General features: G+C 60.7%; 17 protein-coding genes and 1 pseudogene. 5 read left to right on the top strand and 13 right to left on the bottom strand.

Annotated elements, in window-relative coordinates:
* Positions 1 to 18: 18 nt before the first annotated feature.
* Genes P3T21_RS12360 through P3T21_RS12325 form a run of 8 tightly spaced genes read right to left on the bottom strand, consistent with a single transcriptional unit; the run spans position 19 to position 8,323 of the window.
* On the bottom strand, positions 19 to 1,656 hold the full coding sequence (locus P3T21_RS12360) for an AMP-binding protein (RefSeq protein WP_429256208.1): 1,638 nt from the start codon (positions 1,654 to 1,656) through the stop codon (positions 19 to 21).
* 26 nt (positions 1,657 to 1,682) lie between these two features.
* Complete coding sequence (locus tag P3T21_RS12355) at positions 1,683 to 2,087, bottom strand: RidA family protein (RefSeq protein WP_429256207.1); 405 nt, start codon at positions 2,085 to 2,087, stop codon at positions 1,683 to 1,685.
* Positions 2,084 to 2,503 (bottom strand): acyl-CoA thioesterase, encoded by a 420-nt coding sequence (locus P3T21_RS12350; protein WP_429256206.1) that lies wholly within the window; start codon positions 2,501 to 2,503, stop codon positions 2,084 to 2,086. Before P3T21_RS12350 ends, P3T21_RS12355 begins: the two co-directional genes overlap by 4 nt.
* A gap of 20 nt (positions 2,504 to 2,523) precedes the next feature.
* Positions 2,524 to 3,711 (bottom strand): acyl-CoA dehydrogenase family protein, encoded by a 1,188-nt coding sequence (locus tag P3T21_RS12345; RefSeq protein ID WP_429256321.1) that lies wholly within the window; start codon positions 3,709 to 3,711, stop codon positions 2,524 to 2,526.
* 25 nt (positions 3,712 to 3,736) lie between these two features.
* A complete protein-coding gene (locus P3T21_RS12340; RefSeq protein WP_429256205.1) occupies positions 3,737 to 4,588 on the bottom strand; it encodes an enoyl-CoA hydratase family protein in 852 nt (283 codons plus the stop codon).
* A gap of 26 nt (positions 4,589 to 4,614) precedes the next feature.
* Positions 4,615 to 5,172, bottom strand: a complete 558-nt coding sequence (locus P3T21_RS12335) for a MarR family winged helix-turn-helix transcriptional regulator (protein WP_429256204.1) — start codon at positions 5,170 to 5,172, stop codon at positions 4,615 to 4,617.
* Positions 5,169 to 5,954: an SDR family NAD(P)-dependent oxidoreductase gene (locus P3T21_RS12330; RefSeq protein ID WP_429256203.1), complete on the bottom strand. Its 786-nt coding sequence runs from the start codon at positions 5,952 to 5,954 to the stop codon at positions 5,169 to 5,171. Before P3T21_RS12330 ends, P3T21_RS12335 begins: the two co-directional genes overlap by 4 nt.
* A complete protein-coding gene (locus tag P3T21_RS12325) occupies positions 5,951 to 8,323 on the bottom strand; it encodes a bifunctional salicylyl-CoA 5-hydroxylase/oxidoreductase (RefSeq protein WP_429256202.1) in 2,373 nt (790 codons plus the stop codon). The genes P3T21_RS12330 and P3T21_RS12325 overlap by 4 nt, the downstream gene beginning before the upstream one ends.
* A gap of 90 nt (positions 8,324 to 8,413) precedes the next feature.
* On the opposite strand from P3T21_RS12325, the pseudogene P3T21_RS12320 reads away from it, so the two are divergent.
* Both P3T21_RS12320 and P3T21_RS12315 read left to right on the top strand, forming a co-directional pair.
* Positions 8,414 to 8,575, top strand: a pseudogene (locus tag P3T21_RS12320) (isochorismatase family protein); the annotation flags it as partial.
* A gap of 201 nt (positions 8,576 to 8,776) precedes the next feature.
* Positions 8,777 to 11,548 carry an MGH1-like glycoside hydrolase domain-containing protein gene (locus P3T21_RS12315; RefSeq protein ID WP_429256201.1) on the top strand — a complete coding sequence of 924 codons (2,772 nt, stop codon included), beginning with the start codon at positions 8,777 to 8,779 and terminating at the stop codon, positions 11,546 to 11,548.
* A gap of 5 nt (positions 11,549 to 11,553) precedes the next feature.
* Here the strand turns inward: P3T21_RS12315 and P3T21_RS12310 are convergent, their stop codons facing one another.
* From P3T21_RS12310 to P3T21_RS12300, 3 genes are all read right to left on the bottom strand, one after another.
* On the bottom strand, positions 11,554 to 12,399 hold the full coding sequence (locus P3T21_RS12310) for a carbohydrate ABC transporter permease (RefSeq protein WP_429256200.1): 846 nt from the start codon (positions 12,397 to 12,399) through the stop codon (positions 11,554 to 11,556).
* Positions 12,396 to 13,286: a carbohydrate ABC transporter permease gene (locus P3T21_RS12305; protein WP_429256199.1), complete on the bottom strand. Its 891-nt coding sequence runs from the start codon at positions 13,284 to 13,286 to the stop codon at positions 12,396 to 12,398. Before P3T21_RS12305 ends, P3T21_RS12310 begins: the two co-directional genes overlap by 4 nt.
* A gap of 169 nt (positions 13,287 to 13,455) precedes the next feature.
* Positions 13,456 to 14,688 (bottom strand): ABC transporter substrate-binding protein, encoded by a 1,233-nt coding sequence (locus P3T21_RS12300; RefSeq protein WP_429256198.1) that lies wholly within the window; start codon positions 14,686 to 14,688, stop codon positions 13,456 to 13,458.
* 380 nt (positions 14,689 to 15,068) lie between these two features.
* Between P3T21_RS12300 and P3T21_RS12295 the strand changes: the two genes are divergently transcribed.
* The 3 genes from P3T21_RS12295 (at position 15,069) to P3T21_RS12285 (ending at position 17,958) form a co-directional block, all read left to right on the top strand.
* Positions 15,069 to 15,842, top strand: a complete 774-nt coding sequence (locus P3T21_RS12295; protein WP_429256197.1) for an SDR family oxidoreductase — start codon at positions 15,069 to 15,071, stop codon at positions 15,840 to 15,842.
* Positions 15,843 to 15,936: 94 nt separating this feature from the next.
* Entirely contained in the window at positions 15,937 to 17,019 is a 1,083-nt protein-coding gene (locus tag P3T21_RS12290) for an ABC transporter ATP-binding protein (protein ID WP_429256196.1), read from the top strand.
* 69 nt (positions 17,020 to 17,088) lie between these two features.
* Positions 17,089 to 17,958 (top strand): MurR/RpiR family transcriptional regulator, encoded by an 870-nt coding sequence (locus tag P3T21_RS12285; RefSeq protein ID WP_429256195.1) that lies wholly within the window; start codon positions 17,089 to 17,091, stop codon positions 17,956 to 17,958.
* Between the two features lie 6 nt (positions 17,959 to 17,964).
* On the opposite strand, the gene P3T21_RS12280 is transcribed toward P3T21_RS12285, so the two are convergent.
* Both P3T21_RS12280 and P3T21_RS12275 read right to left on the bottom strand, forming a co-directional pair.
* Complete coding sequence (locus P3T21_RS12280) at positions 17,965 to 18,882, bottom strand: ABC transporter permease (protein ID WP_429256194.1); 918 nt, start codon at positions 18,880 to 18,882, stop codon at positions 17,965 to 17,967.
* Positions 18,883 to 19,803, bottom strand: a complete 921-nt coding sequence (locus P3T21_RS12275; RefSeq protein WP_429256193.1) for an ABC transporter permease — start codon at positions 19,801 to 19,803, stop codon at positions 18,883 to 18,885. It lies immediately after the preceding gene.
* Positions 19,804 to 19,836: the final 33 nt, after the last annotated feature.

The raw sequence follows: 19,836 nt of genomic DNA, 5'->3' as shown, positions 1-19,836 counted from the left end.
CGACGGTGTCAGGATGAACTACATCGCGCGCAACGCAAACCGTTTGAGCTTGCCCGTCTCCGTGCGAGGCAAGGCATCGACGAACGTGATCACGCGTGGGTATTTGTATGGCGCAATCGTATTCTTGACGAAATCCTGCAGTTGCGCGACCAGTCTGTCGTCAGGCACATAGTTTGGGCGCACCACGACGAACGCTTTCACGATCTGCCCGCGCGTTTCGTCGGGCATACCGACGACGCCGCATTCGGCCACCGCTTCGTGCTGCATCAGCGCGCTTTCGACTTCCGGGCCGGAGATGTTGTAGCCCGCGGATACGATCATGTCGTCGGCGCGTGCCTGATAGAACACGTAGCCGTCTTCGTCCTGATACACCGAATCGCCGGGCAGATTCCAGCCGTCGCGCACGAATTTCAGCTGACGCTCGTCTGCAAGATAGCGGCAACCCGTGGGTCCGCGTACCGCAAGCTTGCCGATCGTGCCGCGTGGAACGGGTTGCATTGCATCGTCGACCACCTGCACCACATAACCCGGCACCGCGCGGCCGATCGCGTTCGGACGCACATCATCGGCTGCCGCAGCAATGAAAATGTGGATCAGCTCCGTGCCGCCGATGCCGTCGATCATCTCGATGCCGCTCGCGTTGCGCCACAGCGCACGCGTCGAGTCAGGTAGCGCTTCGCCCGCCGACACGCTTTTGCAGAGGCTCGATGTATCGAAGCGCGGCAGCAGCGGCGCCATCTGCCGGTAGAACGTCGGCGCGGTGAACATAACCGTCGCGTGAAAGCGTTCGACGGTTTGCAGCAGCGTTTCCGGGGTGAGTCGCTCGATCAGCACAGTTGACGCACCGGCGCGCAGCGGAAAGCACAGCATGCCGCCAAGGCCGAATGTGAAAGCAAGCGGCGGTGTGCCGCAGAACACGTCATCGGGCGAAGGCTTGAGCACGTGACGCGGAAACAGGTCACACATCGCGAGCACGTCGCGATGAAAATGCATGCAGCCTTTCGGCGTGCCCGTCGTGCCGCTGGTGAACGCGATGAGACAGACGTCGTCGCTGGCGGTGTCGCACGCGGTGAATTCGGCCGGCTTGTTGACCGCGAGTGTTTCCAGCGAATCAGCGGAGTCGTCATGAAAGACGCGTGTTTGTTTGAGATCCACGCAAAAGAATTCATCGTTGGGATTCGCGCAGCGTTTCAGTTCGTCGAGCAGGCGGTTGTCGCACAGTGCGGCGCTGATCTTCGCCTTGTCGATGATCTGCTTGAGTTCCTTCGCGCGCAGTAGCGGCATGGTCGGCACGACGACGAGCCCGGCCTTGAGCGCCGCGAGAAACGCCACGGCCATCTGCAACGTATTCTGACCACGCAGCAGCACGCGATTGCCGGGACGCAATCCCATTTCTTCGACCAGTACGTGCGCGCTGCGATTCACCAGGGTTAGCAGTTCGCCGTACGTGGTGGACTGCGGTCGTCCGTCCACTTCAGACCAGATTGCGGGACGGTCGCGCCAGCCAGCTTCGACGCTGCGATCCAGCAGTTCCGTCGCGCAGTTGAAGCGCGCGGGATACGCCACGTCAGGGTTGTCCAGCAGAAACACGGGCCATTGATCCTGCGGCGGGAGATTGTCCCGTGCGAAGGTATCGACGTGTGCTGACGGTTCCATCATGGTCTCCGGAGCGGGTGAGATGTTTAGCGGGCTTCGTGAGGGATCACAGCAGTCGCTTCAATTTCAACTTTTGCTTCGTCTTCGATCAGCGCGACCACCTGAACCGCGCTCATCGCGATGTCGTAGTCGCCGATCAGTTCGCGGAATGCGCCGCCGATTTCCTTTAACGAAGCGAGGTACTCGCGCTTGTCGGTGACATACCACGTGAGGCGCACCAGATGCTCCGGCTTCCCGTTCGCTTCGCGCAGTACCGCGACGACATTGCGGAGGGCCTGGATCGCCTGCGCGGCGAATTCCGTGCTTTTGAAGCGCGCCTCTTCATCCCAGCCGATCTGTCCGGCGATGAAGACCTGCGTGCCGCTCGCGGCGACGCCATTTGCGTAGCCGCGCGGCTTGACCCAACCGGCTGGCAGCAGAGGTTTTTTCATGAGCGAAGCTCCTGCGTGGATTGGAATTGCGGGGCGAACGCCGTCATGGCGGCGGCGATGTCTTCGGGGATATCGATCGACGCGCCCGTTTCAAGCGACGTCGTCACCAGCACCTGATGTGCGCGGAAACGCACTTCATTGCCGCACTGGCCGACGATGTCGATTTTGACCGAGCGTCGGCCAATAGCGTCCAGCGAGAGCGATAGCGTGACCGTTTCACCCATCCGGCTCGGTCGCGAAAACTCGCATTCGAGCTTGACGATCGGTAAGCCGACGCGCCGCGTTTCGATCATGTGCGCGTAGTCGATCTTCAGGCCTTCGGTGAACCAGTCTTCGACCAGTGCGTTGGTCATGATCAGGTATTGAGGGAAATAAACGATGCCCGCCGGGTCGCAATGCGCGAAGCGGATGCGCACGGGCAATTCGAACGCGGCACTCATGGATTCGGCTCCCGACGTTCACGTTGGGATGCATGCGCCTTAAGCACGTCACGCCCGACGATCAGTTGCTGCACTTCCGTCGCGCCTTCGTAAATACGCAGTGCGCGGATCTCGCGATACAGCACTTCGACGGCCATGCCGCTTTGCACGCCCGTACCACCCCACAGTTGCACGGCCGCGTCGATCACCTGTTGTGCGCCTTCACTGGCATGCCATTTCGCCATCGCTGCTTCGCGTGTGACGTTTTCGCCCTGATCGCGCAGCCACGCCGCGCGATAGACGAGCAGTGCGCTGCTGTCGATGGTCAACGCCATCTGTGCGAGTTTTGCCTGCGTCAACTGGAAGTCGCCGAGTGTCTGGCCGAACATCTTGCGTGATGCCGCGCGTTCAAGGCCCGATTCCATTGCATGACGTGCAAATCCAAGCGATGCCGCCGCAACCGACGTGCGAAAGATGTCGAGCGTTCGCATCGCTATCTTGAAGCCTTCACCGGGTGCACCGAGCATTTGACCGCGCGGCACGCGTGCACCCGCAAAATGTAGTCGCGCGAGTGGATGCGGCGCGATCACGTCGATGCGTTCGGCGATCTGCAAACCCGGCGTGTCCGCATCGACGATGAATGCGGAGATGCCGCGTGCGCCGGGCGCTTCGCCGGTGCGTGCGAACACGACGTAAAAGTCGGCGATACCCCCGTTGGATATCCACGTTTTTTCGCCGTCGAGCACGTATGAGTCGCCATTCAGGCGCGCGGATAGCGCCATCGCGGCAACGTCCGATCCCGCTTCCGGTTCGGATAGCGCGAAGGCGGCGATTGCCGTACCGCTAGCGACACGCGGCAGATAGCGCTGCTTCTGTTCATGCGTGCCGGCGAGCGAGATTGCACCGGATCCCAGGCCTTGCATTGCCAGCGCAAAATCGGCGAGGCCTGAATGCTTTGCGAGTGTTTCGCGCAGCAGGCACACGGCGCGCGTGTCGATCGTATCGCCGTGGCCGCCATAAGCCGTGCCGCCGACGCCGTATTTCAGCCAGCCCGCTTCGCCCAGCGCGCGAACGAGATGGCGACAGGTTGCGTCAACGTCATCGTGTTTCTCATCGCGTAGATGTGTCGCGGCCCACGCTTCGATTCCGGCTGCGAGTTCGCGATGACGGTCTTCGAAGAATGGCCATGCGAGTGCGCCATGCATGTCTGGTTTAGCGAAAGCGTTCAACTTAGTCTCCCTCGAACACAGGGCGTGATTTCGCTGCGAATGCGCGATATGCGCGGTCGAAGTCGAGCGTGCTCATGCAGATGGCTTGCGCTTGCGCTTCCGATTCGATCGCTTCGTCGACACTCATGCTCCATTCCTGATGCAGCATCTTCTTGGTGATGCCGTGAGCAAACGTCGGTCCGGCGACAAGGTCAGCAGCAAGCTTTGCCGCTTCATCAAGGAGCGCGTCAGGTTCGCACAGGCGGTTGTAAAAGCCCCACGCGAAGCCTTCTTCGCCGCTGGCAGACCGACCCGTGAGCAGAAGATCGGTGGCGCGTCCCTGGCCGATGATGCGCGGCAGGATCGAGCACGCGCCCATGTCGCAGCCCGCGAGACCCACGCGGGAAAACAGGAACGCGAGTTTGCTGCGCGCCGTGCCGAGCCGAAGATCGGACGCCATCGCGAGAATCGCGCCCGCGCCGGCACACACGCCATCGACGGCCGCTACTACCGGTTGTGGGCAATGACGGATCGCCTTCACGAGGTCGCCCGTCATGCGCGTGAACATCAGCAGTTCCGGCATCGGCAGATCAATCAGCGGCCCGATGATTTCGTGCACATCGCCGCCTGAGCAGAAGTTTTCTCCCGCGCCGTGAATCACGACGGCCTTCACATCCGTTGCGTATGCAAGCTGACGAAAGAGGTCGCGCAGTTCCGCGTACGATTCGAACGTCAACGGATTCTTGCGTTCAGGGCGGTTCAATGTGACCGTTGCGACGCCTGCCTTAACCGACCATCCGAAATGCCGTGCTTCGTAGTTCGCCAGCGTGACGCGATTGCCGGCGAAGAGCGCATCGGCGTTGTGTTGTGTCATGGAAGTCTTCTCCAGTTCGGTGCGGATCAGCTGCCCAGGTTATCGAGCAGATGTTTCTTGAGCTTGCCTAGACGCAGATGCATCCGCGATTTTTCGTCGAGATCGAGGCCGCCGAACATTTCGACGACCCACTGTTCGTGCGCAATCGCCATGCTGTCGAAGAGCGCGCGGCCGTCCGCGGTGAGCTTCACGCTGATCGAGCGACGGTCGTTCGGATCGACATCGCGCACCACGAGCCCTTCTTTTTCGAGCTGATCGGTGATGCCCGTGACGTTGCCACCTGTCACCATCATGCGGCGGGACAGCTCGGTCATCTTCAGTCCGTCGGGATGGCGCTCGAGTTGCGCCATCAGATCGAAACGCGGCAACGTCGTGTCGAAATCAGCGCGCAGACGTTTGCGCAATTCGGCTTGCACGAGGTTGGTGGTGGTCAGCATGCGCAGCCACAGACGCAGACCCATATGGCTGTCCGCGCCAGTACTCATCTCAAGATCGACGACGTTGTCGGCGGGTTTGGCCACGCCTTTGCGCGCTGTCTTTGCTTCAGCAGAAGATGTCTTTTTCACTTTGGCTGTAGGGGTCACACTATTTCTCCACCTGAGACGGAGATCGACTGTCCGGTGATTGCATCGGAGCCCGGCGCGCATAGCCAGAGCACGCTGTTCGCGACTTCTTCCGGCGCGACGAAGCGGTGTTGCGGATTCTGGCGCAGCAGTGCTTCACGCGCTTCCTGCTCGCTGCGTGAAGTCTTCGCGGTAATCTGATCGAGCGATGCGCGCAGCAGTTCTGTTTCGGTATAACCGGGACACACTGCGTTTACGGTGATGCCCTTTGTAGCGACTTCGCGCGCGAGTGAGCGGGTGAGGCCAATCACGCCGTGTTTCGCGGCGCAGTAGGCGGCGACGTAGGCGTATCCCGTCTGTCCAGCCGTGCTTGCGACGTTGACGATCCGGCCTGTGCCGCGTTCGAGCATCGCGGGCAACACGGCGCGCGTGCACAGGAAAACGCCGGTGAGATTCACGTCGAGCATGCGTTGCCAGAGCGACATGTCGGTGTGCGTGAAGGGTGCCGCCTGCGCCTGACCCGCGTTGTTGATGAGCACATCGACCGGGCCCGCACGTTCGGTTGCCTGCGCGAATGCCGCCACAACCGAAGCTTCCTGCGTGACGTCGACGCTGACGAAGCTCACTTCGCCTGCACCGCTTAACGCATCGCGTTGCGCTTCGAGTCTTGCCCCATCGCGGCCCATCAGTGTGACGCGTGCACCCGCACGTACAAGCGCGGTGGCTGTCGCTGCACCGATGCCGCTGCCGCCGCCCGTGACGACGGCATGTCGTCCTTCAAGTCCCTGCCATGCGTTGCTCACACTGTTCCCTCCGCGCGCTGCGCGCGCTCCTGTGGCGACAGCCGCGCGTTCTCGACGGCCTGCGCGCGTTCGCGCTCGAGATTACGTTCAAGCTGCGATTTCGCGGCGATGTACTGCCTGGGCCACGCAACGTCGAAATAGCCGATCCGCGCAGCTTCGTTGAGCGTCCACGAAGGATTGGCCAGATGTGGACGCGCGACCGCGCACAGATCGGCGCGTCCCGCAGCGATGATGCTGTTGACGTGATCCGCTTCCGAAATCGCACCGACGGCGATCGTCGCGATGCCAGCTTCGTTGCGGATACGATCGGCGAACGGTGTCTGAAACATGCGGCCGTAGACGGGTTTTTCTTCCTTGCTGACCTGTCCCGACGAAACGTCGATCATGTCCACACCTGCCGCTTTGAATGCGCGTGCGATTTCAACGGCATCATCCGGGGTCGTGCCGCCATCGACCCAGTCGTGTGCGGAAATGCGGACTGAAATCGGCTTGTCCGCAGGCCACACCTTGCGGATCGCAGCGAACACCTGCAGCGGATAACGCAGACGGTTCGCGAGCGAGCCACCGTATTCATCCGTGCGTTTGTTGGTAAGCGGCGAGAGAAAGCTCGAAAGGAAGTATCCGTGCGCGCAGTGCAGTTCGAGCCAGTCGAAGCCGGCCTTAACGGCCATTTCCGTTGCACGCACAAATTGCGCTTCGATCGTTCGGAGATCGTCGTGCGTCGCTTCGCGCGACCACTGGCTTACGCCATGCAAATACTGTTGCGGCGAAGCTGAAACCAGCGGCCAGTTGCCGTCTGGAAGTGGCTGATCGATGCCTTCCCATGCGACGCGCGTCGATGCCTTGGCGCCAGCGTGTCCGAGTTGCAAACCGATCTTTGCATCTGACTGACGATGCACGAATTCGACGATCCTTCGCCATGCGTCGAGATGTTCCGGTGCATACATGCCAGGGCACCCGGGCGTGATACGCGCTTCCGGCGACACGCAGGTCATTTCGGTCATCACAAGCGCGGCGCCGCCCATGGCGCGCGCGCCGAGATGCATCAGATGATAGTCACCGGCAATGCCATCGATGGCAGAATACTGCGCCATCGGCGATACGACGACCCGGTTCTTCAACGTGACGCCACGCAGCGTGAACGGAGTGAACATCGGCGGTATCGGACGTTGGTGTTCGGCACGCGCGGTGCCTGATTCGCTCGCGAGCCAGTCTTCGAATTGCGACACGTAGCGCGCATCGCGTGCTCGAAGGTTCTCGTGCGAGATGCGCTGCGAGCGCGTGAGCAGCGAATAGGCAAACTGTTCCGGATCGAACGACGTGTAACGGTTGACGTTCTCGAACCATTCCGTCGAATTGCGCGCAGCGTTTTGAATCCGCAGCACGTCGACGCTGCGGACCTCGGTGTAGTGCTTTAGCGCTTCGCCGAGATTGTCGGGATGCGCGTCGATGCTGCTGGCCAGTTCGATTGCATCTTCGAGGGCGAGCTTCGTGCCCGAGCCGATCGAAAAGTGCGCGGTGTGCGCGGCATCGCCCATCAACACGACCGGCGTCTTGCTGCCGTCCGCGCGTGGTTTCCAGTGCACCCATTCCTTGTTGACGACGCGCGGAAAGCGGATCCATTGCGACGAGCCGCGCAGGTGGCTCGCATTGGAAAGCAGCGGATTGCCGTCGAGATATTTCGCAAAGAGCCGCTCGCAGAATGCGATGCCGTCTTCCTTGCTCATCTCTTCAAGACCCGCGGCCCGCCACACGTGCTCAGGGGTTTCGACGATGAATGTCGACGTGTTGTCGTCAAAGCGGTACGCGTGCGCCTGGAACCAGCCCCATTCGGTTTCTTCGAACGCGAAGGTGAATGCATCGAAGAGCTTCTTCGTGCCGAGCCAGACGAAACGGCAGTTGCGCATGTCGATGTCGGGCTGATACGTCGCCACGTATTTCTGGCGGATTGCGCTGTTGGCGCCGTCGCAGGCGATGATCAGGTCGGCGTCGTAGACGTCGTCATTCGTCACCTGGGTTTCGAAGACGAGCTTGACGCCCAGTTCCTCGCAGCGCGCCTGCAGGATATTCAGCAGACGCTTGCGGCCAATGCCGCAAAAGCCGTGGCCGGACGAGCGAACCTGTTTGCCGCGAAAGTTGATCTCGATGTCGTCCCAGTGATTGAATGCGTCGAGGATGTGATCGGCACTGGGCGCGTCGGCCGCGCGCAGGTTGCCGAGTGTCTGGTCCGAAAACACGACGCCCCAGCCGAACGTGTCATACGGACGGTTTCTTTCAACCACCGTCACTTCGTGCTGCGGGTTCCGGCCCTTCATCAACAGCCCAAAGTACAGGCCAGCGGGGCCTCCTCCGATACAGACGATTCGCATGCCGTGCTCCAGACGTGGATTTCTGGATTTAATTTAGCCCTTGATAGTTTAGATGTCAAGTAAATTGGAGCTTTGGGGAAGTGAAGAATTTCTTCAGACAAGATGGCTGACGACATTGCACTGCGCCGGATGGAGCGCGGTGGCGTCACGCTGACGAGTACCAACCAGCTGATCGCGGCACTTGCCGGTAGCTGGGCCACGCCGGAAGGTGGCCGGTTAGTGCAGGTGCTGATGGAAGCGTTGCAAGCTTGAGGAGGAACAGAACCATTCATGGCAACGGTGTATAAAAGAGCTCAAACGGCAAGACGTGCATCACGACCGCCAGCAACCGGAGTTGTAATTAGAAACATGGTGCTACTGTTCGACCACCGCGCTCGTAGTGGCCGTGGCAGTCGAATCGGTCCATGACGCAAGGCGGCTTCACTTAATCGGCCAGAAACGTGGGGGTGTCAGGTGACCGCTGAGCACAAGCGTCTTCAGGAGGAGCGCGAGCAGGAGGTGGCCTGGAAGAAGTGGGGGCCTTATCTATCGGAGCGGCAGTGGGGAACAGTGCGCGAGGACTATAGCGAGTCCGGCGACGCATGGAACTATTTCACTCACGATGAGGCACGTTCCCGCGCATATCGTTGGGGAGAGGATGGCCTCGCCGGCATCTCCGATGACCACCAGCGCCTCTGCTTCGCGCTGGCCCTGTGGAACGGCAGGGACGCCATCCTCAAGGAGCGTCTGTTTGGCTTGACCAACAGCGAGGGAAACCACGGCGAAGACGTCAAGGAATGCTATTTCTATCTCGACTCCACGCCGACCCACTCGTACATGAAGTATCTGTACAAATACCCGCAGGCGGCCTTTCCGTACGATGACCTCGTGGCGACCAACCGGCGCAGGAGCCGACAGGATTTCGAATACGAATTGCTCGATACGGGCGTGTTCAACGATGACCGATATTTTGATGTATTCGTCGAATACGCGAAGGCTTCGCCAGAAGACGTTCTCATCGAGATCACCGTCTGCAATCGCGGCCCGGAGGCGGCTACGCTGCACGTGCTGCCGACGGTATGGTTTCGCAACGTATGGTCGTGGGGCGCCGATGTTCCAAGACCGTTACTGCGGCAGTCGGCCAGGCACGACGCCTGCGGTACGGTCGTTGCGTCAGATGCGGATCTCGGAGAGCGGTTCCTCTTTTGCGAAGGCGAATGCTCGCTGCTGTTCACCGGGAACGAGACCAACACCGAGCGCCTCGCGGGCGTTCCCAACCGGACGCCGTACGTCAAGGACGGCATCAACGACTATATCGTTCACGGTCGCAAGGGCGCAGTCAACCCAGCGAATGAAGGCACAAAAGCTGCGGCCCACTATTCGCTCACTGTTGACGCACACGAATCCCGAATGCTTCGCCTGCGTCTGAGCGATCAGGCACCCGCGCCGTCGGCTGCGCCTGGAAACGCGGATGGCGGACCGTTCGGAATTGCGTTTGCTACGACAATGAACGCTCGACGGCGCGAAGCCGACGAGTTCTACGCTGAAGTGATCCCTTCTTCGCTGGCCGCGGATGCCGCCAGCGTGATGCGCCAGGCGCTCGCGGGCGTGCTGTGGTCGAAGCAGTTCTACTTCTACGATGTCGACAAGTGGCTTTCGGAGGCCGGCACCGGCCCGTCCGGGTCGAAACGCCGCGCACCCCGCAATGACCGCTGGCGCCACCTGTACAACGCGGACATCCTCTCGATGCCGGACAAGTGGGAATACCCATGGTATGCAGCCTGGGACCTGGCGTTTCATGTCCTTGCGCTGACCCTCGTCGATGAGGACTTCGGCAAGCAACAGCTGGAACTGATGTTCCGGGACCGCTATCTCCACCCGAGCGGACAGATTCCGGCGTACGAGTGGAACTTCGGCGATGTGAACCCGCCGGTGCATGCATGGGCCACGATCTTCACGTATCGACTCGATCAGGCGCGGCACGGAAAGGGCGACGTCGAATGGCTCGAGCGCTCCTTTCAGAAGCTGCTGCTCAACTTCACCTGGTGGGTGAACCGCAAGGATCGCTCCGGGGACAACGTTTTCGAGGGCGGATTCCTGGGGCTGGACAACATCGGGGTTTTCGACCGCAGTGCGCCGCTGCCGACGGGCGGCCACCTGGAACAGGCCGATGGCACAGCGTGGATGGCGCTGTTTTGCCAGAACATGCTTGAGATCGCGATCGAGCTGACGCTCGAGCGGCCCGCCTACATCCAGATGTGTGTCAAGTTCACCTCCCATTTTCTGTGGATTGCGTCGTCCATGCTCCATGCCGGCGAAAATACTGGAATGTGGGACGAAGAAGACGGCTTCTTCTACGATGTGCTTCGACTGCCGAACGGTGGCTCACAGCGCCTCAAGGTTCGCTCCATGGTGGGACTACTCCCGCTGTGCGCGGTGACCTCCTTTACCGGAGACCTCATGGACGCGGTTCCCGAGGCGAAACTGGGATTGCGCAAATTCATGGAGGCGCGGCCGGAACTCACCGCATTCATCCATAACCCGAACAAACCTGGACATGCCGGTCGGAAGCTGGCGGCCGTCCTCGATGAGAGCAAGCTGCGCCGCGTATTGGCGACGATGCTCGACGAAAACGAGTTTCTGAGTCCCTACGGCATACGCTCGCTCTCCCGCTACCACGCGGAACATCCCTACGTGCACCGCGTGGGCGACGAGGAGTACCGGGTGTCATATCTGCCGGCCGAGTCCGATACGGGAATGTTCGGGGGCAACTCCAACTGGCGCGGCCCGATCTGGATGCCGGTCAATGCGCTGATTATCCGGGCCTTGCTGCAGTACTACAGCTACTACGGGAATGATTTCACGGTCGAATGTCCGACGGGCTCCGGCCGGCACATGACCCTGTACCAGATCGCCGAAGAGATTGCGCGTCGGCTGGCCAGCATTTTCCTTCGCGACGACGATGGGCGGCGGCCGGTCTACGGGGGCAGCCGGTTGCTTCAGGAGGACCCGCTATGGCGCGACCACGTCCTCTTCTATGAGTACTTCCACGGCGATAACGGAGCGGGTCTCGGTGCGAGCCACCAGACCGGCTGGACCGCCATCATCGCGCGCGCCATGCATCTCTTTTCGACTACGACGGCAGAGCAATTTCTCGACCTGGGCAAGAGCGCCATTTTTACGGCAGGGGAGAGGCCGATGGGCGACGCGGCAACAGGCTCAAAAGCTGCCGGACCGAATCAATGATTCCGCTACTTCACGGCCCCAAGCGCAAGCCCCTTAACCAGGTACCGCTGCAACCAGGCAAATACAACCGAAACCGGCAAGGTCGCGCACAGCGTCGCAGCCATCACCAGATGCCATTCGACGACATACTTGCCGGCCACCATATCGGTCACCTGTACGGTTAGCGTCTTGTTCTCAGGCGAGCGGATCAACGTATAGACCACAGCAAACTCATTCCACGCATTGATGAACGTGAAGATTGCAGTCACGACGATCGCCGGCACGGCCAGCGGCAAAAACACCTTGAAAACAGCCTTCGTCCGACTGCATCCTTCAAGCCAGGCCGACTCTTCAAGATCCCGGGGCACCGTCTGGAAGTAAGACGAAAGCATCCACACCGCAAACGCGATATTGAAGGCCGCATACGAAACGATCACGCCGATCTTCGAATCGACCAGATTACCGTCGCCGTAAGGAATCATCGCTGCAAGCCGGAACAGACCGACCACCAGCAGAATCGGCGAAAGCATCTGCGTAACGAGCAGGAACTGGCGATACACGCCGCGTCCCTTGAACGGAAAGCGCGCAAGCGCATAAGCGGCCGGAAGGCTAACGGCAAGCGCCAGCGCCGTCGAAAGCAGACTGATGACCGTGCTATTACGCAACGCGACGCCGAAATTCGCCGCCGTCCACATATCGACGAAGTTCTGCCACTGCCAGTGCACCGGCAGCCAGCGCGCCGGATAAACAAACACTTCGTTAGCAGGCTTGAGCGCGGTGAACAGCATCACCGCGAACGGAAACAGGATCACGATAATCAGCGGCGTGAGGGCGAGCCAGCACCACACGGTGCGCTTCATCTTGATGCTCATGCCAGGTCTCCTGACGACTTCGGCTGGATGCGCAGATACGCCATCGAGAACACAAACAGCATCACGAGCATGATGAGCGACACGGCTGCCGCCTGCCCCGGTCTGCCAAGCCGGAAGCCCAGCTCATACAGGTACGTGACGAGAATATGCGTGCCGTTGTCCGGACCGCCCTGCGTCATCACCCAGATAATCGGGAACGAGTTGAACACGTAGATCACGTTCAGCAGGATCGCCATATTGACGAACGGACGCAGCAGCGGCAGCGTGAGCTTGCGGAACATCTGCCACGCGCTCGCGCCATCCATCCGCGCGGCCTCGTAGATGTCGCCCGGCACCGACGACAGGCCGCCAAGCAGGATCGTCACCGTAAAGGGAACCGACACGAGAATACCGACCGCGATTTCCACCGGGAACGCCAGTTCAGGCGTAGCGAGCCAGTGGATCGGACCAGAGATCAGACCAAGGCGTTGAAGCGTGACGTTGACCATGCCGTAGTCGTCGTTGAACGACCAGCGCCAGACCACGGCCGTCATCGTCAGCGACACGGACCACGGCAGCATCACGAGCGTGCGCGCGATGCCGCGGCCGTAGAAATCCTGATTGAGCACCAGCGCAACAGGCACCGAAGTCAGGACAGTGCCGCCGACTACGCACACCGTCCACACGAGCGTACGCCGCAGCGCATCGAGGAACGCGGGATCGGTGAAGACCGTGCGGAAGTTCTCGAGGCCGGTGAAATCGCGGATCGCACCGAAACGCGACACCTCATGCACCGATTGCCACACGATGTTGAAAATTGGATAGGTGATGATGAAGAGCGCGAGGATCAGACTCGGCGCAATCAGCAACCAGGGCGCCGGAAGGCGCGACGAAGCGGGACGGCTCATGCGTGCTCGATCAAAAGAGGCGCCGGCCATGATGCAATATCACGCCGGCGCGCCAGAATGGGCCGATCAAGGCGGGGCTTGAGCAGGCGCCGACACCACCCGTTCAAGCCCGGAAAACATCAAACGGGCCGCAATCGAAGCCATAATGGCTTCGACACGGCCCGCCACATCAATGACCCAGCGCCTTGTTCGCCTGCGTGGCCGCGTCGTTCAGCGCGTCCGCCGGCTTGGCCTTGGCGAGGTAGATCGATTGCATTGAGTTGGTCACGGCTTTCGCGGTGTCTTCCCAGCCCGTCACCGTCGGCGCGAACTTCGCCGTCGGCAGCAGTGCAACGAATGCCTTCGTGTCCGGATCGTTGAACACCGGGTCCGTCGCTTCGGCCTTCGTCGTCGGCAGGAAACCTTCCGTGCTCGTGAATTCGACGCGCGGTTGCTTCGTGAACAGGAAGTCGAGGAACTTCCAGGCGTCCTTCTTCACCTTCGAGTTCTTGAACATCACGATCGAATCGGTGACCGCGTACGTTGCTGCCTTCGTGCCCATCGGCACCGGATCGATACCGTACTTCAGGTTCGGCGCTTCCTTCTTGATCTGCTTGGCGAGGAACGGTGCGGAGATCACCATCGCGACGCGGCCCTGCTTGAACAGATTCTGCACATCTTCACGGCTGTAACCCGTGACGCCCGGCTGCGTCAGGCCTTCGTCGATCATCTGCTTGTACATCGTCGCGGCCTTCACGCCAGCCGGCGAGTTGAACGCGGCCTTGCCGTCCTTGCCCAGTACGTCGCCACCTTCCGTCCACAGCGCGTAGTAGTAGTACACGTCGGTTTCGATTTCCTTGCCTTGCAGACCGAAGCCTGCAACACCCTTGGCCTTCAGTTTCTTCGACGCGTCCATCACGTCGTTCCACGTCTTCGGGCCGTTCGGATAGCCGACCGAAGCGAGCAGATCCTTGTTGTAGTACAGCGCGCGCGCAGAAGCTGCGATCGGCAGGCCGTAGGTCTTGCCGCTGATCTCGCTCGGTGCGAGGAACGGGCCGATGAAGCGGCTCTTGAACGAGGCGTCCATGTAGCCGTCGAGCGGCTCGGCGACGTCATCCTTCACGAAATCCAGCAGCCAGCGCGTGCCGACGATGGCCAGATCGGCGTTTGCGTTGCCCGAAATGTCCGTTTGCAGCTTTTGTTGCAGCGTGTCCCAGTTCACGTCCTCGATCTTGATCGTGGTGCCGGGATTGGCCTTTTCGAACTCCTTGGCCATTTTCTCGAAGTACGGCGCGGTGGCGTCGCTGTAGTGGGCGACGGTCACGCGGACCGTATCGGCGTGTGCCGAGATTGCGATACCTGCAACGGTAAGCGCAACGGCCAGCTTGCCGAGCGTAAGTGAAGCACGTGCATGCAACGACATTTTCGTCTCTCCTGGGGTGGTCTGCCGCCGTAGCCGGCCGCTGGGTTTGGATTGTTTGAAAAAATCCTACAGGACGAAAAAATAGTTGTCACGTAGGGTTCGCCATATTTTTTCTTTGAGCCTTTTCTGCTTAATATGCTGTAAAGAAGGCATATTTTGTGCGGTGCAGGAAAAGACCGGGCAAAGGCCGAGCGTGCTGGAAATACCGCTGGGCGCTGTGTTTGTTGGAAATTTACACGCGCCGGGAAGCGAAAAACAACGGCAGACCGCCGCCATTCGAGCGCACGCGGCGGGCACGAATCAGGGGGCAGCACGGGCAGTAACGGCGGCGACGCGGGCATCAGGCGGCGGCGCGCAGGGCAACATCGACGAGGTCGGACATGAATCGCGTGGTCTTGGTGACGGGTGCCTGCGGCGGAATCGGCAGGGTGTTATGCAAACGCTTCGTGGAGCAGGGCGATAAGGTTCTGGCGCTCGATATCGACGCGACGGCGCTCAATGCGTTGACCGCCGGGCTTGGCGCGGCACACGTTACGCCCGTGGCGGTCGACATCGGCGATGCCGCCGCCGTGAGCGACGCTGTTGCAAAGGCCGTAGCGGCAACCGGCCCTGTTGACGTCGTAGTCGCCAATGCAGGCGCAGCCGAAGGCCTGACGCTCGCCAAAACCGACGCCGCCAGCTGGCAGCGCGACGTCCATCTGAATCTGAACGGCACGTATCACACGGTAGAAGCCGTGCGCGCATCGATGATCGAGCGTGAAAGCGGCGTGCTGGTGCTGATCGGTTCGGTGAACGGCATGGCGTCGCTTGGGCACCCGGCATACAGCGCGGCTAAAGCGGGTCTTATCAGCTACACGAAGGCGCTTGCGCTGGAACTCGGGCGCTATGGCATCCGCGCGAACATCGTCTGTCCGGGCACGGTGAAGACGCAGGCGTGGCAGGCACGTGTCGACAAGAATCCCCAGGTTTTCGAGGCGCTTAAGAAGTGGTACCCGCTGCGCGACTTCGCAACGCCCGACGATATCGCCGACGCGGTACTGTTTCTCGCGTCGCCTGCAGCGCGGGTGATTACGGGCGTGGCACTGCCTGTCGACGGCGGTCTGATGGCGGGCAACCGCATGATGGCAGAGGAATTGACGCTCGAGGCGCTGTAGGGCGCCAGCAGGCAGCTGGTTTGAACAGAATCGCACGATGAACGCATGAACGTCGCGCAACGCGCGCGGCGCTTTCGATCCTGACGAGGGCAGTATGGCAGCAGTGCAACTGAGCGGCATTTTCAAGCGCTACGGCGATACGCAGGTCGTGCATGGCATCGACCTCCATATCGACGACGGCGAATTCGTCGTGCTGGTTGGCCCTTCGGGCTGCGGCAAGAGCACCTTGATGCGCATGGTGGCCGGTCTCGAAGAGATCAGCGGCGGCGATCTGATGATCGGCGGCACGCGCGCAAATGCGCTCGCCCCGCAGGAACGCAATATTTCGATGGTGTTCCAGAGTTACGCGTTGTATCCGCATCTCTCGGTGTACGAGAACATCGCGTTTGGTCCGCGTATCCGGAAGGAATCAGAGAAAAATTTCAAGCCGCGTATCGAGACGGCCGCGAAAATGCTGAACCTCGGCGGCTATCTGGACCGCCTGCCGCGCGCTTTGTCGGGCGGGCAACGGCAGCGTGTCGCGATGGGCCGCGCGGTGGTGCGTGAGCCGTCCCTGTTCCTGTTCGACGAACCGCTTTCGAACCTCGACGCAAAGCTGCGCGTACAGATGCGCACTGAAATCAAGGCGCTGCATCAACGTCTGAAGAATACGATCATCTACGTCACGCACGACCAGATCGAAGCGATGACGATGGCTGACCGCATCGTCGTGATGAACGCCGGACGCATCGAGCAGGTTGGGCGTCCGCTTGAACTTTACGATCGCCCCGCGAACCTGTTTGTCGCGAGCTTCCTTGGCTCGCCTTCGATGAATTTCGCTGAAGGCACAATCGTGCAAGGCGACCTCGGCTTCGTGCTCGCGCTTTCCGATAACCACGTCATTCCGCTGCCGGACGCCGCGAAAGCCTACGCCGCGCCGGGGGCGCGGGTCACGCTCGGTATCCGGCCGGAGCATATCGAAACGGACACGACGGCGCACACGGGCGTGGCGATGGAAGTCGAAGTCGTCGAGCCGACGGGCGCGGAAACCCATCTATACGGGCAGATTGGCGGCAGCACGTGGTGCGTCACGACGCGTCAGCGCTCGAAGATCGAGCCTGGCCAGCGTGTCGCGCTTGGACTGCCGGCCGGACATCTGCATCTGTTCGACACGGAGAGTGGTGCCAGGCTTGGCTGATCCGCGTGTTGCCGGAGCCGTCGGAGCAATGACGGAACGCGGAGTTTCTAACCCAACAGGAACGCACGGGTGTCCGCTCCGAACCTGATTCCCCACATCCGCAACGCGCTTGCGTCGCTGCGGCCGGCTGAACGCAAGGTTGCCGACATGGTGCTGAGCGACGTCGACTTCGCGATGCGCGCCAGCATCACCGAGCTCGCGCAACGCGCCGACGTATCGGAGCCATCTGTCACGCGCTTTTGTCGCGCGATCGGTGCGCATGGTCTGCGCGACTTCAAGATGCAGCTCGCGCAAAGCGTCGCGGGCGGATTGCCGTATGCATCGACCGCAGTCGCGCGCGATGACGATCTCCAGACACTCTTCGACAAGGTCAGCGAAGCCGCTGTTCAGGGCATCACGCATGCGCGCGGCGCACTGGAACCTTCAGCGGTTGAAGCTGCGATTTCCGCGATTGCTACGGCGCGGCGTGTGTATTTCTTTGGCGTCGGCTCGGGATCGGGTCTCGCAGTGCAAGACGCAGCATTGCGTTTCCTGCGGCTCGATATCGCGGCAAGCGCATTCACCGATGGTCATCTGCAACGGCTTTACGCCGGCTTGATGGAACCCGGCGACGTCGCATTCGCGATTTCGCATTCGGGACGTAGCGTCGAAGTGAACGAAAGCATCCAGATCGCAAAGGAACGCGGTGCGACGACGATCGGACTCACGAACGTAGGTTCGCGTCTTGCGTGGCTCGTAGATATTCCGCTGTTGCTTCGTGTGCCGACCGCGATTGATCCGAATACACCTGGCGTGTCGCGCCTCGTGCATCTGTGCATCATGGACGCACTTGCGATCGGCGTCGCGCTAAGGCTCGGCCCTAAAACGCTTGAAAAGATGCGGCACGCTAAAGCGCGCCTGTCGCAGGAAGCAGAGCCTTCTTCCGGCGACACGCCTTAGTCTGCTTCATTCCACCGCCGCCAGCAGACCCGCTTTCTTCCGCCGGCTCGCGATCATGCGCACGGCCAGTATGGAGAAGATCACCACCGCAAACGACATCACCGTGGTCGTCGTGCCGAGCGCGTAGATCACGGGCGTCGTCACCGATGTGGTCAGCCCCTGCAATTCCAGCGGCAACGTATTCGCATCGCCGATAGCCTGCGACGTCCGCGCAATCTCGTCCCACGAAAGCGTAAAGCCGAACATGCCGACGCCGATCACGGATGCGCCGATGATCGGCAGCACGACATACAGAAAACGCTGCCACGCCGTCGCACCCAGATCGTGCGCGGCTTCTTCCCAACTGCGGTTGAAGCGGTTGAACACGGCGAACATGACGAGCAGGCCGAACGGCAGCGTCCACGTCAGATGCGCACCGAGCGCCGACGTGTACAGGCCCATCGAGGTCGTATAGCTGTCGGCGAAGCTCTGCCAGCCAACCGTCGTTGCAAAGGCTTTCACGCCCATATCGAGCAGACGGAACGTCAGGCCAATGCCTAAAGAAACGATGATTGACGGCATGATCAGACTTGCGATGCTCATATAAAACACCGCGCCGTCACCGCGAAAGCGCCGGCGGAATGCGAGACCCGCCATCAGCGAAAATACGACGGTCAGCATCATCGTCACGAGCGCCAGTTTCATCGAGCGGCCAAAGGCGCCCCAGATGTCGATCTGTCCGACACCCTGGCTTAGCTGCTGGAACCAGTGCAGCGAAACGCCGCGCATCGGAAACGTCAAGCCGCCTTCCGGTCCCTGAAACGACAGGATGAAAATCGTGATCGTCGGTCCGTAAAGAAATAGCACGAAGAGTGCAAACAGGGCGGAGAGCCAGTAGAAACTCGCGGGACGCCGGTCGCGTCGCAGAATTTTGGGCGCGGTCATTTAAAGCTCCTTGCGAATATCGACGAGACGCGTCAGCGCCCAGATCATCATCAGCACAATGGCGAGCAGCACCATCGCGTTAGCGGCCGCGGCAGGAAACTGCAGATACGATGTTTGTACCTGAATGATCTTCCCCACCGATGCAATCTGCTGTCCGCCCATCACGCCAACGGTCAGGAAATCGCCCATCACGATCGTCACAACGAAGATCGAGCCGATGATCACGCCGGTTCTGGACAGCGGCAGCACCACGCGCCACACGATCTGCCAGCCGCTTGCGCCGGCATCGCGCGCGGCTTCAATGAGCGAGCGGTCGATACGCATCATCGCATTGAAAATCGGCACGATCATGAAGAACGTGAAGAGATGCACGAACGCAAGCACGACCGCGAAATCCGAATACAGCAGCCATTCAACTGGTTTATCGACGAGATGCGCGCCCACCAGCGCGTCATTGACGAGCCCATTGCGACCCAGCAGCGGCATCCACGAAATCATGCGGATCACGTTGGACGTCCAGAACGGAATTGTGCAGACAAGGAACAAAATGGTCTGCATGCGTACTGTGCGTATATGAAACGCGAGAAACCATGCAATCGAAAAGCCGAGCACCAGCGTCACCGCCCACACGATCACGCAAAAGCGCAGCGTCGACCAGTAAGTCTTGAGCGTGACGCACACATTGGTCAAGGAACCGCAGCCATCGAAGATCGCCTGATAGTTCTTGAGCGTGAACGCCGGGATGATTTCGTATTCGTTGAAATTCCAGAAGCTCACCACGAGCGTCATCACCAGCGGCACGATGAAGAACAGCAGGAAGGCGAGCGTAAGCGGTGCGGCTTGCCACCACGCGGAGCGCCGCTCCTTGCGGCGTTCGCGTGCGACAGGCGAAGCGGCGATCGTGTCGGGAAGCGTTGCCATCGCGTTGTCCTTGAATGACTTGAGAAGCGAAGC

It is taken from the genome of Paraburkholderia sp. GAS334, assembly GCF_050436625.1.
Classification (GTDB): Bacteria; Pseudomonadota; Gammaproteobacteria; order Burkholderiales; family Burkholderiaceae; genus Paraburkholderia.
Note: the sequence above shows the minus strand (reverse complement) of the source record. Positions and strands in the feature narration are given on the sequence as shown.

Coding starts and splice junctions, on each gene's coding strand:
- P3T21_RS12290 (WP_429256196.1), top strand. CDS start 15,937: ATGGCAGCAGTGCAACTGAGCGGCATTTTCAAGCGCTACGGCGATACG.
- P3T21_RS12360 (WP_429256208.1), bottom strand. CDS start 1,656: ATGGAACCGTCAGCACACGTCGATACCTTCGCACGGGACAATCTCCCG.
- P3T21_RS12295 (WP_429256197.1), top strand. CDS start 15,069: ATGAATCGCGTGGTCTTGGTGACGGGTGCCTGCGGCGGAATCGGCAGG.
- P3T21_RS12340 (WP_429256205.1), bottom strand. CDS start 4,588: ATGACACAACACAACGCCGATGCGCTCTTCGCCGGCAATCGCGTCACG.
- P3T21_RS12300 (WP_429256198.1), bottom strand. CDS start 14,688: ATGTCGTTGCATGCACGTGCTTCACTTACGCTCGGCAAGCTGGCCGTT.
- P3T21_RS12305 (WP_429256199.1), bottom strand. CDS start 13,286: ATGAGCCGTCCCGCTTCGTCGCGCCTTCCGGCGCCCTGGTTGCTGATT.
- P3T21_RS12325 (WP_429256202.1), bottom strand. CDS start 8,323: ATGCGAATCGTCTGTATCGGAGGAGGCCCCGCTGGCCTGTACTTTGGG.
- P3T21_RS12355 (WP_429256207.1), bottom strand. CDS start 2,087: ATGAAAAAACCTCTGCTGCCAGCCGGTTGGGTCAAGCCGCGCGGCTAC.
- P3T21_RS12275 (WP_429256193.1), bottom strand. CDS start 19,803: ATGGCAACGCTTCCCGACACGATCGCCGCTTCGCCTGTCGCACGCGAA.
- P3T21_RS12345 (WP_429256321.1), bottom strand. CDS start 3,711: ATGCATGGCGCACTCGCATGGCCATTCTTCGAAGACCGTCATCGCGAA.
- P3T21_RS12310 (WP_429256200.1), bottom strand. CDS start 12,399: ATGAGCATCAAGATGAAGCGCACCGTGTGGTGCTGGCTCGCCCTCACG.
- P3T21_RS12280 (WP_429256194.1), bottom strand. CDS start 18,882: ATGACCGCGCCCAAAATTCTGCGACGCGACCGGCGTCCCGCGAGTTTC.